The 16709-nt window shown below is 72.3% G+C and carries 5 protein-coding genes; all 5 read right to left on the bottom strand.

The window, feature by feature from the left end:
• Nucleotides 1-89 precede the first annotated feature (89 nt).
• The 5 genes from ABZY57_RS03025 to ABZY57_RS03005 all read right to left on the bottom strand — a co-directional run bounded on the left by ABZY57_RS03025 (nucleotide 90) and on the right by ABZY57_RS03005 (nucleotide 16684).
• Nucleotides 90-1793 (bottom strand): ABC transporter ATP-binding protein, encoded by a 1704-nt coding sequence (locus ABZY57_RS03025; protein WP_356507504.1) that lies wholly within the window; start codon nucleotides 1791-1793, stop codon nucleotides 90-92.
• A complete protein-coding gene (locus ABZY57_RS03020; RefSeq protein ID WP_356507502.1) occupies nucleotides 1780-12807 on the bottom strand; it encodes an amino acid adenylation domain-containing protein in 11028 nt (3675 codons plus the stop codon). The genes ABZY57_RS03025 and ABZY57_RS03020 overlap by 14 nt, the downstream gene beginning before the upstream one ends.
• 58 nt (nucleotides 12808-12865) lie before the next feature.
• The gene (locus ABZY57_RS03015) at nucleotides 12866-14653 is read right to left on the bottom strand and encodes an ABC transporter ATP-binding protein (RefSeq protein WP_356507500.1); all 1788 of its coding nucleotides are present in this window, start codon (nucleotides 14651-14653) and stop codon (nucleotides 12866-12868) included.
• A gap of 2 nt (nucleotides 14654-14655) precedes the next feature.
• Complete coding sequence (locus ABZY57_RS03010; RefSeq protein WP_356507498.1) at nucleotides 14656-15717, bottom strand: iron-siderophore ABC transporter substrate-binding protein; 1062 nt, start codon at nucleotides 15715-15717, stop codon at nucleotides 14656-14658.
• 106 nt (nucleotides 15718-15823) lie between these two features.
• On the bottom strand, nucleotides 15824-16684 hold the full coding sequence (locus ABZY57_RS03005; RefSeq protein ID WP_356507496.1) for an ABC transporter ATP-binding protein: 861 nt from the start codon (nucleotides 16682-16684) through the stop codon (nucleotides 15824-15826).
• Nucleotides 16685-16709: the final 25 nt, after the last annotated feature.

Below are 16709 nucleotides of genomic sequence, written 5' to 3'. Positions count from 1 at the left end.
CGACGGCCTGACGGCCTGACGACAAGGGGGCCCGGGTGCGCGGCGATTCGCCGTGCACCCGGGCCCCCTCTGCGCACCGGCGCCCCAGGTCAGCGCGTGACCGCCGCGCAGTACGCCGGGTCGGTGGCCAGCAAGTGACGGTGCGTGCCCTCGGCCGTGACGACCCCCTCGTCCAGGACGAGGACCCGGTCGGCCGCGTCGAGCAGGGCCGGGCTGCTGGTGATGACCACGGTGGTACGGCCCCGGCGCAGCTCCGCGATCCTGCGGGCGACGAGCTGCTCGGTGACCGCGTCCACGGCCGTGGTCGGGTCGCGCAGCACGAGCACGTCGGAGTCCGCGGCCAGCGCCCGGGCCAGCGAGAGCCGCTGGCGCTGCCCGCCGGAGAGGTTCGCACCGCGGTCGCGGACCTCGTAGTCGAGTCCTTGCCGGTGCAGGGCGACGACATCGGTCAGCATGGACGCCTCGACGGCCTCGGGCACCGTCCGGCTGGTGCCCGACGGGTCGATGTTCGTACGGAGCGTTCCCGCGAAGATCTCCCCGTCGTACGGGTTCACCAGCATGAGTTCGCGGACCGCCTCGACCGACAGGTCCGCGAGGTCCTGCCCGCCGAGCCGCACCGTTCCGCCGTAGGCGCCCGGCGGCACGTTCACGGCCAGGATCGAGGCGAGCTCGGCCGCCGCGCGCGGCTGGTAGACCGCGATCGCCGTGAACTGGCCGGCCGGGACGTGGAACTTCAGGCCCTGGAGGGACTCGTACCGGACACAGTCGATCTCCAGGTCCCCGCCGGGCGCCGGGCGGGCCGTCCCCGGGGCCGCCACCGGCGGGGCTGACAGCACCAGGGCCATCCGCTCCGCCGAAGCGCGCGCCATCATCACGTACTTGGGCATGTCCGAGAACAGCCGGAGCGGTTCCATGATGAACTGCGCCAGGCCCACGGCCATGACGAGCTCACCGATGCTGATCTGCCCGTCGAAGGCCAGCCAGCCGGCGGTCAGGGTCACCGCGGCGGCGAGGGTCGAGTTCAGGGCCAGCGCGGTGCCCGTGTAGGCGCCGTTCACCTTGGCGACCGTGATCGCCTGCTCCTTGGCCTCCGTGCTGACCTTCCGGTAGGAGCGGAAGGCCGCGTGGTTGCCGCCGAAGCCGTGCAGCGGGCGCAGGCCGGTGATCAGGTCGGCGACCTTCGCACCCGCCCGCGCCACCCGGGCCTGCTGCTCCTGGGTGCTGCTGCCGATCCGCTTCGACATCACGCTGAGCGTCGAGAGGATCGCCACCGTCCCGACCATGACCAGCAGGCCGAGGCGCAGGTCCGCCAGGCTCAGCGCGACCGCGGCGACGAGCACCGCGACCGAGGAGCTGATCAGCATCGGCACGACCTCGACGATGTCGGCGGTCTGGTCGGCGTCCTCGGTGGCGATGGTGAGGACCTCGCCGGACTTCAGGTCCACGTCCCGGGCCACCGGCTGCAGGCCGCAGGACGCGACCCGAACCCTCCAGTGGTGGGCCTCGGTCGTGTTGGCCTTCTGCAGGATGCGCATCCCGAACCGCCACGACAGCGACACGGTCGTGATGATCACGGCCAGCGCGGCGATCGAGAGGACGAGCGCCCCGGGACTCCGTTCGCGCATCGTGTGATCGACGATCATGCCGAGCGCGATCGGGAAGGCCGTCTCGCCCGCCTGGTACAGGCCCATGAGGACGGTGCCCCAGACCATGGCGCCGACATTGCGCCGTATGGCGGTCCGGAGGATGTCGGATCCCGCGCGGCGGGATCTCTGGACGTCAGGAGTTGTCATCAAGGTGCCGGGCAATCGCTTCGGGGGTTCGCAGGGTGAGCAGGTCGCGGATGGTGATCGTGGGGCCGAATTCACGGCGCAGGAGTCCGACCAGGCGTACGGCCAGCATGGAGTGTCCACCGAGGGACACGAAGTCGCTCACGGCGCTCACCTCGTCGTCGTCCAGGTCCAGGGCCTCGGCGAAGAGCTCGCAGACCAGGATCTCGGTCTCGGTCTGCGGGCGGCGCTCGCCCGACGTGGTCAGCGCGCCCAGCGGCCTGGGCTCCGGCAGGGCCTTGGTGTCGGCCTTCCCGTTCACCGTGAGCGGGATGGCGTCGACCTGAGCGTAGTGCGTCGGGCGCATGTAGTCCGGCAGTCCGGTGCCCGCCTCGGCGGCGACCGCCGCCAGGTCGGCTCCGGCCTCCAGTACGAGGTACGCGGCCAGCCGGTGGGCGCCGTCGACCTGCGGGTCGGGTTGGGCGACCGCGGCGGTGAACCGTACCGCCGGGTGCGCGGCGAACGCGGCCTCCACCTCCCCCAACTCCACTCGGTGGCCACGGATCTTGACCTGCTGGTCGGTGCGGCCGAGGTACATCAGGTTCCCGTCCGGCCGGCGGACCACCAGGTCGCCGGTACGGTACATCCGCTCGCCGGGCGCACCGAACGGGGAGGCCACGAAGCGGTGCGCGGTCTGGGCCGGCTGGCCCAGGTACCCGCGGGCCATGCCGATGCCGGAGACGTAGAGCTCACCGGGAACCCCGTCCGGCAGCGGCCGCAGCCACGGGTCCAGGACGAACACCTCGGTGTTGTCGATGGCCACGCCCACCACCGGGTCCTGGCACTCGAAGGTGCCGACGCCCAGGGTGTTGATGGTGTATTCGGTCGGGCCGTACAGGTTGTAGCCGACCGTCCCCTCGGTCTCCGCGAGCCGCTGCCACAGGGTCGGGGTGACCGCCTCGCCGCCCAGGAGCACCAGCGCGGGGCGCCGGTCCGGGTTGTCGAGCAGGCCTTCGGCCGCCAGCTGCTGCGCGTAGGTCGGGGTCACGTTGATGACGTCGATCCCGTGCTCACGGCAGTAGTCGACCAGGGCGGGTGCGTCGCGGCGCAGTTCCTCGTCGCAGATGTGCACCTCGTGGCCGTCGGCGAGCCACAGCAGCTCCTCCCACGACATGTCGAAGGCGAAGGACACGGTGTGCGCGATCCGGAAGATCCGGTTGCCGTGCTCCGCCAGCACCGGTTCGAAGATGCGGCGCTGGTGGTTGATCAGCATGTTGGTGAGTCCGGCGTACTCGGTCACGACGCCCTTGGGCTTGCCGGTCGAACCGGAGGTGTAGATCGTGTACGCGGGGTACCGCAGCCGGTTCGGGTCGTCCGGCGCGAACGTCACGAGCGGCTCGGCCTCCGGAAGGGGCCGGTCCAGCTCGATCAGGTCGCCGGTCAGCCGGGGCGAGACGGCGCTGACGGTGAGGATCACCTCGGGCCGGGCGTCCGCGACGATCGTGGCGATCCGCTCGTCCGGGTGGTCCAGCTCCAGCGGTACGTACGCGGCTCCGGTGCGCAGTACGGCGAACAGCGCGACGATCCAGTCCAGCGTGCGCGGGATCGCCAGGCCCACCGTCTTCTCCGGGCCGATGCCGCGTCCGGCGAGCACGCCCGCCAGCAGGCGGCTGCGGTCCTGGAGTTCGGCGAAGGTCATGCTCCGGCCGTGTGCGACGAGCGCGACCCGCTCGGGTGCGCGGTCCGCCGCCCGGTCGAAGCGGTCGACGACCGTGTCGGTGCCGATGTCCGTGCGGTCCGCGGGAGCGGGCACCGGCCCGAGGCCGGGCAGCGCGCCCACCGGTCCGGTGGACCTGGCCAGGTCCTGGAGCAGGCCGACGTAGTCGTCGAGGAGGCGGCGGGCGCTGCCGGAGTCGCCGTGGCGGTGCTCCAGCTTGACCGTGAGCCGGTCGCCGGGCGTCACGACCCAGGTGAACGGGTAGTGCGTGGAGTCGTCCGACTTCACCTCGGTGATGCCGTGGCGGGCGTTCATCTCGGCGAGCCCGTCCAGGTCCAGGAAGTTCTGGAGCACGAACAGGTTGTCGAAGAGGGTGTCGTGGCCGCTGGCCCGCTGGATCTCGCCGAGCCCCAGGTGCTCGTGCTCCATCGCGTCGACCCGGGCCGCCTGTACGCGGGCCAGGTACTCCCCGACCGTGTCCCCGGGCCGGGCGCGGGTCCACATGGGCACGGTGTTGAGGAGCACGCCGACGATGTCGGACAGGCCCTCGCCCTCGCGGCCGGAGACGGTCACGCCGAACACGGCGTCGCTGCGGCCGGTGTGGGCGCCGAGGAGCAGGCCGAAGGCTCCGGTGAGGACCGAGTTGAGGGTGACTCCGTGCGCCTTGGCCGTCTCCCGCAGCAGCTGTGACTGTTCGGCGGTGAGGGTGTGCAGGAGCGCGGGCGGCAGGTCGTCGATGAGGGACGGCGCGGGTCCGGCGAGCAGCGTCGGGCCGGAGAGCCCGGTCAGGTGCTCGGCCCAGAACCGCTCCGAGACGGCCGGGTCCTTGGCGGCGAGCGCGCGGGCGTGGTCCTCGAAGCCCGGCACGGCCGGCGTCGCGGACGGCTGCTCACCGGCGAGCAGGGCCCGGTAGGCCTCGAACAGGTCCCGCAGCACGATCGCCCGGGACCAGCCGTCCCACAGCAGCAGGTGGTAGCTGAGGAGCAGGCCGTCGCGGCCGCCCGGCAGCCGGATCACGGTCAGCCGGATCAGCGGCGGCTCGGCCGGGTCGAAGCCGGTGTTGCGGTCCCGGACGCGCAGGGCCTCGACTTCCTCCTCGGTCGACAGCTCGACCGTGTGGACGCCGACCCGGCGGCCCGCCGTGAGGATCTGGACCGGGTTGCCGTCGTCGTCAGTGGTGAAGCCGGCGCCGACGACCGGGTGCCGGGCCATGACCACGGCCATGGCCTCGGTCAGTGCCTCGGTGTCGAGGCGGTGGTCGAGGGCGAAGTAGCTCTGTGCGACGTAGTGTCCGGCCGTGCCGGCCAGCTGGGCCTGGAAGAACAGGCCGCGCTGGAGCGCGGTGACCGGCGCCGTGCGCTCGGCCGTCACGGAGGCTTCCGCGAGGGCTTCCAGGGCCCGCAGCCAGTGCGCGGTGATCTCGTCGGGGATCTCCTCGGCGAGGGTGAAGGTCGCGTGCAGGCTGCCGGTGGCCGCGTCGGTCCAGGCGTTGACCTCCACGGCGTACGGGCTGCCCTGGTCGCCGCCCGTGATGTGCAGTGCCTGGGACTCGCTGCCCCGGCCGAGGTAGTTGAAGAGCACCTGCGGGCGGGCGGTCAGCAGCGGGGCCGTCTGCGGGTTGAGGTAGCGCAGCCGGCCGTAGGCGAGGTGCCCGGACTCGTCGGGCTGCCGCTCGGCGAGCTCGCGGGCCGCCGCGACCGGGTCGGTGTGCGCGGTGAGCCGGACGGGCGCGATGGCGGTGAACCAGCCGACCGTACGGGTGTAGTCGTGGTGCTCCAGTACCGACACCCGGCCGTGCCGCTCCAGCTCGATCGCGAGATCGGTGGGCGCCGGCTGGATCCGGGTCAGGGCGGTGCGCAGGGCGCCGCACAGCAGCTCGGTGAGGGCGACGCCGAGCGCGGCGGGGGCGGTGCGCGTCACCCGGTCGCTGGCCTCGGGGCCGAGGACCACGGTGGTGTCGCGCAGCGCGCCGGACGCGGGCAGCAGCGGGGGCGCCTGGAGGGTGTCGACCCAGTGCCCGAGGTCGTCGGCGCCGGCGGCGGACCGCAGGGTCAGCGCGTCGGCGTACTCGGCGTAGGAGGTGGTCGCCGGGGCGAGGGTCTCCCCGCGCAGGGCGGCGGCCAGGTCGTCCAGCAGGATCAGCCAGGACACCGAGTCGACCGCGATGTGGTGCACGGTGACCACCAGGGTGCCGGTCGCCGCGAGCCAGGTGAAGGCGGCGACCTCGCCGGTCTCGGGGTCGAGCCGTCCGGCGGCCTCGTTCGCGGCGGCCGTGGCGTCGGCCGTGTCCGCGCGGACGACGGTGGCCTCACGGGCGGGTTCGGTGCGCAGGGTCCACACGCCGTGCTCGGTGTTCAGGCGCATCCGCAGGGCCGGGTGGGCGGCCAGTACGGCGTTCGCGGCGCGCTCGATGTCGGCGAAGGCGGTGCCTTCGGCCACGTCCACGGTCCGGGCCTGGGCGAACCGGGCGAGGGAGCCGCCGAGTTCGCGCTGGCGCAGGATGATCGGCGTGGGCGCCAGCGGGCCGTCCTCGCGGCGCGCGGGCGTCGCGGTGGGGCCCTGGGTCTGCGGCGCGCGGGTGCCCAGGAGCTCGGCGAGCGCGCGCGGCGTCTTCAGGAGGAACACGTCGCGGGGTGCGATCGGCAGGCCCAGCGCCCGGGCGCGGTTGACCACGGTGATGGCGATGATGCTGTCGCCGCCGGCGCCGAAGAAGTCGGTGTCGGCGTCGGCGTCCGGGTGGGACAGGGTCTCGGCGAAGATGCCGACCAGGGAGGCCCGTACGGATTCGGTGCCGCCGGTGACGGAACCGGTGACGGAACCGGCGGCGGAACCGCCCGTGGAACCGGCGAACGAACCGCCGGCCACCGCGGTGTCGTCCTGCGCGGCCCGCGCGATCAGGGCCTTGCGGTCCAGCTTGCCGTTGACGGTCAGCGGCAGGGCGTCCACGGGCAGGACCCGGCCCGGCACCATGTGCACGGGCAGCTTCTCGGCGAGCAGGGCGGAGAGGTCGCCGGGCACCCGGCCCACGACGTGCGCGACCAGGTGGTCGCCGCTGTCGGCCACGGTGACGGCCACGTCGACCACCCCGTCGAGGTCCCGCAGCGCGGACTCGACCTCGCCGAGCTCGATGCGGAAGCCCTTGAGCTGCACCTGGTCGTCGGCGCGGCCGGTGAACTCCAGCTCCCCGTCGAGGGTGCGGACGGCCAGGTCGCCCGTGTGGTACATCCGGGAGCCGTCGTTCGCAAACGGGTTGGCCACGAACCGGCCCGCGGTGAGGCCCGGCCGCCCGAGGTATCCGAGGGAGACCTGGTCGCCGGCCACGTAGATGGCGCCGACCTGCCCCGGCGGCACCGGCCGGAGCCGGTCGTCGAGCAGGTGGGTGACCAGGCCCGGGATGGGTCCGCCGATGGGGCTCACGTCGTCGCCGAAGGCGAAGTCCTCGTCGGTCAGCACCCGGTGGGTCACGTGGACCGTGGTCTCGGTGATCCCGTACATGTTGACGAGCTCGGGCGAGGCGGCGCCGTGCCGCTCGACCCAGCCGCGCAGCCGCCCGAGGTCCAGTGCCTCGCCGCCGAAGATGACGCGGCGCAGGGCGGGGAGCGACGGGCCGGTGAGCGACCGGCCGGCGTGCCGGTCTGCCTCGACGAACTGGTAGAAGGCCGAGGGCGTCTGGTTCAGCACGGTCACTCCGCGCTCGCGGACCAGCCGGTGGAAGTCGACCGGGGAGCGGGTCAGGCCGTAGTCGGGGACGAGCAGCTCGCCGCCGTGCGCCAGGGCGCCCCACAGCTCCCAGACCGCGAAGTCGAAGGAGTAGGAGTGGAACTGGACCCAGACGTCGTCGGGGCCGAAGCCCATGTCGGGCTGGGTGTTGGCGAGCAGCGCCACGACGCTGGAGTGCGGGACGACGACGCCCTTGGGCTTGCCGGTCGACCCGGAGGTGTAGATCACGTAGGCGGGGTCGTTCCAGCTGACCTCGTCCGCCGCGGCCTCGGCGGCCTCGGCGGCCTCGGCGGCCTCGGCGGGCTCCCGCGCCGGCTCGTCGCCCTGTACGAGGACCCGGGCGGCGACTCCCGCCCGCTCCAGCAGGGCGGTGAAGCGTTCGCGCTGACCGGGGTCCACGAGGACGGCCTGCGGGGCGGCGTCGCCGAGGACGTACTCCAGCCGCTCGTCCGGGTAGGCCATGTCGAGCGGTACGTACGCGCCGCCCGCGCTGACGATCGCGACCAGGGCGACGACCTGCTCGATGGTGCGCGGGACGGCCACGGCGACGCGCCGGCCCGGCCGGACCCCGGCCGCGCGCAGGGCGGCGGCCAGTTCGTTCTTCGCGGCGGCGAGTTCGCCGTAGGTCAGCGAGCGGGTGGTGCCGTCGAGCGCGCACTGGGTGACGGCGGTGGCCGCCGGGTTCCGGTCCGCGGCGGCATCGAAGAGTGCGCCGAGGGTGGTCGGGGTGATCCGTGCGGGGCTCCTGGCTCCCTGGGGCGCCAGGTCGGCGACCTGGGCGTCCGGCCGGGTGAGCAGGCCGGTGAGGGTGTGCGTGAACCGGTTCAGGATGTCCTGGGCGCTGCTCTCGCGGAGCAGTTCGCCGTCGTAGATCAGGTTGAAGCGCGGGCGGCCGTCGAGGGCCCGCTCCACGACCAGGGTCAGCGGGTAGTGCGGGGCGCCCTCGTTGACGAGGCCGGTGACGGACAGGGTGTCGCCGGTGCGGCGCAGGGCGGCCACGTCGGTGGCCACGTCGAACACCACGAGGGTGTCGAAGAGGGAGCCGACGCCCGCCAGCCGGCCGATCCGGGCCAGCGAGACGTGCTGGTGCGGCAGGACCGCGCCCTGGTGTTCGCGCACCGAGGTGAGCAGTTCGCGCGCCGTGGTGCCTTCGGCCCACCGCGCACGCAGCGGGACGGTGTTGATGAACAGGCCGACCATGTCCTCGATGCCGGGGACGTCGGCGTCGCGGCCGGAGACCGTGGAGCCGAAGACCACGTCGGCGGAGTGCAGGATCCCGCCCAGGGTCACCGCCCAGGCGCTGTGCACGGCCACGCTCAGCGGTACGCCGGCGGAACGGGCGGCGGCGTCGACGTCGAGGGACTCCGCGGGCTCGACGGACGTGTCGGCGAACCGGTCGGACGGGGTGTGGTCCCTGGCCACCAGCGAGGGGCCGGGCAGCCCGGCGAGTTCGGCGCCCCACACGCGGTCGCTCTCGTCGGCGTCGCGTGCGGCGAGCCAGCCGACGTAGTCGGGGAAGCCGCTCAGCGCGTAGGTGCTGCCCGGCGCGTGGTACTCGGCGAGCAGCGTGCGGAGCATCGGGGGCACCGACCAGCCGTCGGCGATGATGTGGTGGACGGTCTGCACGAGGACGTTGCGGCCGGATTCCGGGTCGCGGACCAGGGTGAACCGCATCAGCGGGCCGGTGGCCAGGTCGAATCCGGCGCGGCGGTCCCGCTCGGCGAGTTCGTGGAGCTCCGCCTCGGTGATGCCGGGCCGGTCGAGGGTGGTGAAGGGCGCCTCGGCGCCGCTTTCCAGTACGGAGACGACGCGGCCGTCGGAGAGCGCCGTGAACCGTGCGGCCAGGTTCGGGTACAGGGTGAGCAGCCGGGTGGCAGCGGCCCGGAGGCGGGCGGGGTCGAGCTCGCCCTCCAGGGTCAGGAGCTGCTGTTCGACGTAGCTGCCCGCGGAGTCGTCGTCGAAGACCGAGTGGAAGTACAGGCCTTCCTGCAGCGGGGTCAGCGGGAGGACAGCGCGCAGCGCGGGACCGTCCAGGGCGTCGACGTCGGCCTGGGTCAGGCGCACCAGCGGGAAGTCGCTGGGTGAGTGGCCGCCCTCGTCGAGTGCGGCCAGGGCGGTGAGGGCCGCCTGGAAGTGCCCGCCGATCGCCTCGATGTCCTCGTCGGTGAACATCCCGTCGGGCCAGGAGAGGGTGGTGACGAGTTCGTACGCGCCGGTGGCGGAGGGTTCGGCGATCGCGTTGAACTCCAGGGCGCGCGGCAGGCGCATCCGCGGGTCGCGCTTCTCGCCGAGCTGACCGGTGGTTCCGGAGAGCTGCCAGTCCCCCGAGGCGCCCGCGTCGAAGCGGCCCAGGTAGTTGAAGAGGACCTGGGGTGCCGGGGCCGTGAAGGGGGTGTCGGCCAGGTAGCGCAGGGCTCCGTAGGAGACGCCGTTGCCCGGTACGCGGGCGAGGTCCTCCTTGACCGCCTTGAGCGCGGCGGCGAGGTACCGGGGGTCGGTGAAGTCGCCGGTCGTGCCGGGGTCCACGGTCACCGGGAACAGCGTCGTGAACCAGCCGACGGTCCGCGACAGTTCCGGCTCGATGCCGGCGTCGCCCGCCACGTGGCGTCCTTCGCGGCCGTGGCCCTCCAGCTCGATGTGCGCGAAGGTCTGCTCCTGGCCGCGGCCGCGGCGCCACCGGGCGAGGGTGACGGCGAGCGCGGTCAGCAGGACGTCGTTGACGCCCGCGTGGAACTTCGCGGGGACCTCGCCCAGCAGTGCGGCCGTGGCCTCGGAGCCGACGGTGAAGACCCGGCTGCGCTCCCGTTCGACCGTGTCGGCCTCGGAGGGGGCCCGCCTGCCGAGCGGCGCGTCGGGGCCCGGCAGGGGGCGCTCGAAGTAGGCGCGGTCCGCGTCGAACTCCGCGCTACCCAGGAGCTGGGTCCAGCGCCGGAACGAGGTGCCCACGGCGGGGAGTTCGATCGCCTCACCGGCGGTGAACTGGCGCCATGCCGTGGCCAGGTCCTCCATCAGGACCCGCCAGGACACGCCGTCGACCACCACGTGGTGGGCGACCAGGACCAGTTGGCGGGCTTCGCGGCGCCAGACGGCCCGCAGCATCACGCCGTTGTCCGGGTCCAGTCCTTCGGTGGCGAGGGCCACGCACGCGTCGAGCGGCCCGTCGCTCTCCTGCCAGTCGGCGGTGGCTCCGCCGGCCGCCTCCGGGATGTCGAAGCTCCAGCGGTCCCCGCGGACGAGCCGGGCGCGCAGCATGTCGTGCCGGGTGACGACGGAGTCGAGGACGGGGCCGAGGGCGTCGGCCGTGAGGTCCGCCGGGGTGTTCAGGACGACCGCCTGGACGAAGCCGTCGATCGCGTTCGTGGTCCGGCCGAGCCACTGGACGATGGGCGATCCCTGTACGGGACCGGTCGCCACGTCGGCGTGGTCCACCCGGGCCGCGTCCTCGCGGCCGGCCACGGCCGCCAGGGCGCCCAGGACGCTGTTGGCGAAGATCTGTCCCGCGGTGACGTAGAGGCCCTCCGCGCGCAGGGCGCTCAGCAGCGAGATGGCGAGGATGCTGTCTCCGCCGAGCTGGAAGAAGTCCTGGTCGACGCCGACTTCCTCCAGCCGCAGCACGGAGGCGACGGCCGCGCACACGGCGCGCTCCTCGTCGGTGGTGGGCCGCAGGAACGTTCCGGTCACGACCTCGGGTTCGGGCAGTGCGCGCCGGTCGAGCTTGCCGTTCGCGGTGAGCGGGAACTCGGTCATCACGACGATGTGGGCGGGCACCATGTACTCGACCATGTGCTCGGTGGCCCAGGCCTTGACCTCGTCGGCCCGCAGCTCCGCGGCTCCTGCGGCCGGGATCACGTACCCCACGAGGTAGGTGCCGCCGGCGCTGTTCTTCTTCGCGATGACGCAGGTGTGCCGGACCTCGGGGTGCTCCGCGAGGCCGACCTCCACGTCCTCCAGTTCCAGCCGCATGCCGCGGATCTTGATCTGGTTGTCGGCGCGGCCGAGGAAGTCCAGCGAGCCGTCGGGGGCGAACCGGGCGAGGTCACCGGTGCGGTAGAGGCGGGAGCCGTCGTTCGCGAAGGGGTTGGCCACGAACCGGGAGGCGGTCAGTCCGGGTGCGCCCACGTATCCGCGGCCCAGGAGGAAGCCGCCGACGTAGAGCTCGCCGCCGACGCCGACCGGCACGGGGCGCAGCTCGTCGTCGAGGACGTACAGCTGGGTGTTGGGGTTGGCCTTGCCGATCGAGGTCGACAGGCGTTCCGCCTCGCCCCGGTAGATGACGTGGGAGACGCCGATGGTCGTCTCGGCGGGGCCGTAGCCGTGGTACATGGGGATGTCGAGCCGGGTGCGGTAGCGCTCGTACAGCTCGGGGGTGAGCACCTCGCCGCCGCACCACACGTGGCGCATGCTGTCGAGGCGGTCGGAGTCGCCGGCGATCTCCAGCAGGACGTCCAGCATGGAGGAGACGAGGTAGGTGAAGGTGACGCGGTGCTCGGCGATCACGCCGAGCAGGTGGTGCGGGTCGCGTTCGCCGCCGGGCCGCAGGACCACGAGCCGGCCGCCGCACACCAGCGGGAGGAAGATCTCGTTGATGGATATGTCGAAGGACAGGGGTGCCTTGAACAGCGAGGCGTCGTCGTGTCCGAAGCCCAGGATCTCGTCGACCTGCCACAGCAGGCGCTCGCTGATGGCCTCGTGGCGGATCATCGCGCCCTTGGGGCGGCCGGTCGAACCGGACGTGAAGATCACGTAGGCCAGGGAGTTGCCGTGCGGGGTGATTCCGGTGCCCTCGGCGCAGTGGTCGGCGTATCCCCAGTCGTCGAGGTCGACGGCGACGGCGGCCGGTTCCGCGGGGTCGTGCGCGCCGGATCCGTTCAGTTGCAGCACGACCCGCGCGTCGTCGATGACGACGGCGCGGCGCGCGGCGGGCCACTGCGGGTCGAGCGGGACGAACGCGCAGCCGGCCTGGAGCACGCCGAGCAGGCCGATGACCATGTCGGCGGAGCGGTCCAGCGAGATGCCCACGACCTGCTCGGAGCCGAGTCCGCGGCCGATCAGGTGGTGGGCCAGCTGCGCGGACAGCTCCGCCGCCTGGCGGTAGGTCAGCGAGCGGTGTTCGTCGATGATGGCGACCGCGTCGGGCCGGAGCCTCGCCTGTTCGCGGAACATCTCCACGATGGTCGGCCGGACCCGGTCCGCCCCGGTGTCGTTCCACTCGGCCAGGGTCTTCAGCCGCTCGGCCACGCCGGACGGGCTGATGGTGCCGAGGGGCCGGTCGGGGAAGTCCGCCAGGTCGTCCAGCGCGAGCTGCGCGTCGGACGGCAGGACGCCCTCGGGGACGGCGATGGCGAAGCCGTCCGGGGCGGCCTTGCCGCTCTCCCAGCCGCTGGGTGCGGTGCCGCCGTTGTCGACCCATCCGAGGACGTCGGCGAAGAGCGTCCCGGGGGCCAGGTCGATTCCGTCGGGGCTCTCGCCCGTCGCCCAGTACGACAGTCCGATGGCACAGGCCTCGGCGATGGTCCGGTCGGAGTATCCGCCGGTACGCCGGCGCACGTCTGCCAGGCGCGTAGGAGAGATCAGCACGAGACGAGCGCTCGGTTCCATCATTTGAAGACTCAACACCCTTCCAAGGTACGAAGGCTAGCCTAACCTAAATTAGGGTGACCTAACTAGCGTCTCTCCAGGCCCGCCAGAGTCGCGCGTAGCGGCCGCCCAGGGCCACCAACTCCTCGTGCGTGCCCTGCTCCACGACGCGTCCCGCATCCAGCACGGCGATCCGGTCCGCCGCCACCGCCTGGGTCAACCGGTGGGCCACGAACAGCGTGGTCCGGCCGGAGCAGGCGGCCAGTACGGCCCGCTCCAGTTCGGCGGCGCCCTCACTGCCCGCCTCCGCGGTCGACTCGTCGAGCACGACCACGGGCGCCCGGCCCAGCACCAGCCGGGCCAGGGCCACCTGGGCGACCTTGGTGCCGTCCAGCCGCGCACCGCCCTCGCCGACCGCGGTGTCCAGACCCTGGGGCAGCGCCTCGACCCACTCGGCCGCCCCTACGGTGCCCAGCGCGGCCAGCAGTTCGGCGTCGGTCGCCTCCGGCGCGGCCAGTCTCAGGTCGTCGGCGAGCGGACCGGAGAACACGTGCGTCTCCTGGGTCAGGATGCTCACCAGCGCCCTCGCCCCGGCCTCGTCCAGCTCGGCGAGGTCGGTCGAACCGATCAGCACCGACCCGGCCTCCGGGGTACCGATGCCGGCGATGAGCGCGGCAAGGGTCGTCTTGCCCGCGCCCGTCGCACCCACCAGGGCCAGTGAGCCGCCGGCCGGGATCGTCAGGCTGACGTCGCTCAGGACCGGCTCATCGGCTCCGGGGTACCGGAACGTCAGCCCCTTCACCGTCACCGGGTACGGCTCCCGGTCCGCCGGCGCGGCGGACGAGTCGCCCACCAGCCGGTCCTGCGTGGACTCGGCCAGCACCCCGACGAGCCGGGTCAGGCTCGCGCCCGACTTCTGCGCTTCGTCGAAGGTGAACATGATCGCGCCCAGCGGGGTGAACAGGCGGTGGAACACCAGCGGCGCCGCCGCCACTTCGCCGAGGCTCGCGGAGCCGGTCTCCAGCAGGGCGTAGCCCACCACGAGGATCAGGACCAGGCCGATGAACTCCGCCCGGTTCTCCCTGCCGACGAACCGGCCGAAGAAGTGGAACACCTCGATGCCGAGGTCCCGCACCCGCCGCGAATCCTCGGAGACCTTCTCGCGGAAGGCCTCCTCCAGCCGGTGCGCCCGTACCGTCTCGATGCCGTTGAGCCCGCTGATCAGCGCCTGCGCGCGCTCGGCCTGGGCCACCGCGCGCTTGCGGTAGAGGGGGGCGGACCGGGGCAGGTACCAGCGCAGGGCCAGCGCGTAGGCCGGCAGCGCACAGGCGCCGGCCAGGCCGAGCCGCCAGTCGAGGCCGAACATGCCGACCGTGGCGATGGCCACCAGGATTCCCGCGGAGAACACCGTGGGAATGGCGGACCGGATGCCCTTGGACAGGACGGCGACGTCGTCGCCGACCCGGGAGAGCACGTCTCCGCGGCCCACCTGCTCGACCCGGGCGCTGGGCATGCCCAGCACGGCCCGTACGGCGCCTTCGCGCAGGTGCGCGAGCAGGTCGGCGCCGAGCCGGCCGATCAGGTAGGCGGACAGGGCGGTGGCCGCCGCGCCGAGCAGCGCGGCGGCCACCATCCACGCCCCGATCGTGATCAGGATCGAGCGCGGCTCGCCCCCGACCACTCCGTCGACCACCTTGCCGAGCAGCAGTACGGGGAGCATCTGGAGAGCCGCCCCGGCGACCGTGCTGAGTACGGCGCCGGACGTCAGCCAGGGCATCGTGCGGCAGTTGGCCGCGACCCATCGGGCTGCTTCACGTCCGGTCGTCGTACGCAGGGTTGCCGGGGCGACCCGAATGTCCGTGGTGCTCACACCTAGCCGACCGACTTGACGAGCTCGTCGATGGCGAAGGGCAGGGCGGGCAGGGTGGCCTGCGACATGGCCGCACCGGCCGCGGGGCCCTCGCTGTCGAGCAGGTAGGACACCTTGTTGGCCTTGGTGACCTTCAGGTTGGCGAACAGGTCGAACTTCTTCAGCGCGTCCGTGTCGGCCTTGTCGTTGACGACGAAGACGCGGTCGACGTCGATGAGGTCCATGCGCTCCGGGGAGAGGGCGAAGGAGAACTTGCCGTCCGAGATCTTGTCGAGCTCGGTCTGGCCCTTGAAGCCCATGCCGGTCAGGAGCTGGCCGCGCACGTCGGTGGTGGTGAAGGGGTTGACCGCGTCCTTGTACCAGGACACCGCGACGGCCGTCTGGTTGGCGAACTCGGGGTGCGCCTTCTTGACCGCGGCGAGCTTGTCCTGGATACCCTGGACCATCGCCTTGCCCTCGGTCGCCTTGCCGACCGCCTTGGCGATCTGGAGGGCGTTGTCCTGCCACTTGGCGCTGAAGGGCTCCTTCTCGGCCTTGGTGCGGCCGACCGTCGGGGCGATCTTCGAGAGCTTGTCGTAGGCGGCCTGGTCGACCTCGGAGTAGACCGCGATGATCAGGTCGGGGCGCAGAGCCGCGATCTTCTCGAAGTTGGGTCCGGTGTCACCGTTGTTCATGATGACCTCGGGCTTGGTCTCGCCCCACTTGTCCTTCACCCAGGGCCACTGGGTGTTGATGTCGGGGCTCTGACCGGCCGGGTTCGGGTACTGGTCGGTCATGCCGACCGGCTTGATGCCGAACGCGAGGACGGTCTGGTCGTCGGTGTAGCCGACGGTGACGACCCGCTGGGGGGCCTTCTTGACCTCGGTGGAGCCGAAGAAGTGCTCGACGGTGACGGGGAACGCACCGGTCGCGGCGGGGGCGTTGGCGCTGTCGTCCTTCTTCTTGTCCTTGTCCGCAGAGTCGGAACCGCACCCAGCGAGGAGGCCTACACCGAGGGCCGCGGCGGACACGGTTGCCGCCAGCTGCCGCCAGGGCTTCATACGTGTCGTTCGGTCGAGGAGCATGCGGGATCCCTTGCTTTCGTGCTGTCCACTGCGGCCCCACTTAGGGCAGGCAAACCGTACCCCGGGGAAGTGAGGTAAGCCTAGCCTAAGTTACGAGGCTCTCGTTTCAGCTGCCCGCACTCTGGACGCCCTCGCTCCGGACGTGGGTCCGCCCGATCGGCACGACGAGCGGCCGGTCGCCCACCGGATCGTCAATCACCATGGCACGCAGGCCGAATGCCTCATGCAGCAGCTCGGCGGTCAGCACCTCGCGCGGATGACCCTGCGCCAGGACCGAACCGGCCTTCATCACGATCAGGTTGTCGCTGTAGCGCGCGGCCAGGTTGAGGTCGTGCAGCACCATGACCACGGTGCATCCCGACTCGTGCAGGTCGTCGACCAGGTCGAGCACGTCGATGGCGTGCGCCAGGTCCAGATAGGTGGTGGGCTCGTCGAGCAGCAGCAGATCGGTGCCCTGAGCAAGGGTCATCGATATCCATACGCGTTGACGCTGGCCGCCGGAGAGCGCGTCGACGGGACGGTCGGCCAGGTCGGCCACCCCCGTCATGGCCAGCGCGCGTTCCACGACGGAGGCGTCGTCCGAGGACCACTGGCGCAGCCAGCTCTGGTGCGGATGCCGGCCCCTGGCGACCAGGTCGGCCACGGTCAGGCCTTCCGGCGCGACCGGCGCCTGGGGCAGCAGGCCGAGCTTCTTCGCCACGTCCCGGGTGCGCAGCCGGGCGATGTCCTCGCCGTCGAGCACGACGGATCCGCTGGTCGGCTTGAGCAGCCGTGACAGGGTCCGCAACAGGGTCGACTTCCCGCACCCGTTGGGGCCGATGATCGTGGTCACCACCCCCGGCGGGACCGACACGTCGAGGGCGTCGATGACGGTCCGGTCGCCGTACCCGACCGTGACGCCCCTGGCCACCAGCCGCGGGACGCCCTCGGCCCCGGCCTCGATCTCGGTGATGGACTGAGCGACCACGGCTCCCCCTCTATTTAGGCTTGCC

Origin of the sequence: Streptomyces sp. NPDC006450, from assembly GCF_040612195.1 — a bacterium.
Lineage (GTDB): Bacteria > Actinomycetota > Actinomycetes > Streptomycetales > Streptomycetaceae > Streptomyces.
This window is presented reverse-complemented; position numbering and strand designations above follow the sequence as displayed.

Bases quoted from the DNA above. Each gene is read 5' to 3' on its own strand.
- ABZY57_RS03020 (WP_356507502.1), bottom strand. From the start codon at position 12,807: ATGATGGAACCGAGCGCTCGTCTCGTGCTGATCTCTCCTACGCGCCTG.
- ABZY57_RS03010 (WP_356507498.1), bottom strand. From the start codon at position 15,717: ATGCTCCTCGACCGAACGACACGTATGAAGCCCTGGCGGCAGCTGGCG.
- ABZY57_RS03025 (WP_356507504.1), bottom strand. From the start codon at position 1,793: ATGACAACTCCTGACGTCCAGAGATCCCGCCGCGCGGGATCCGACATC.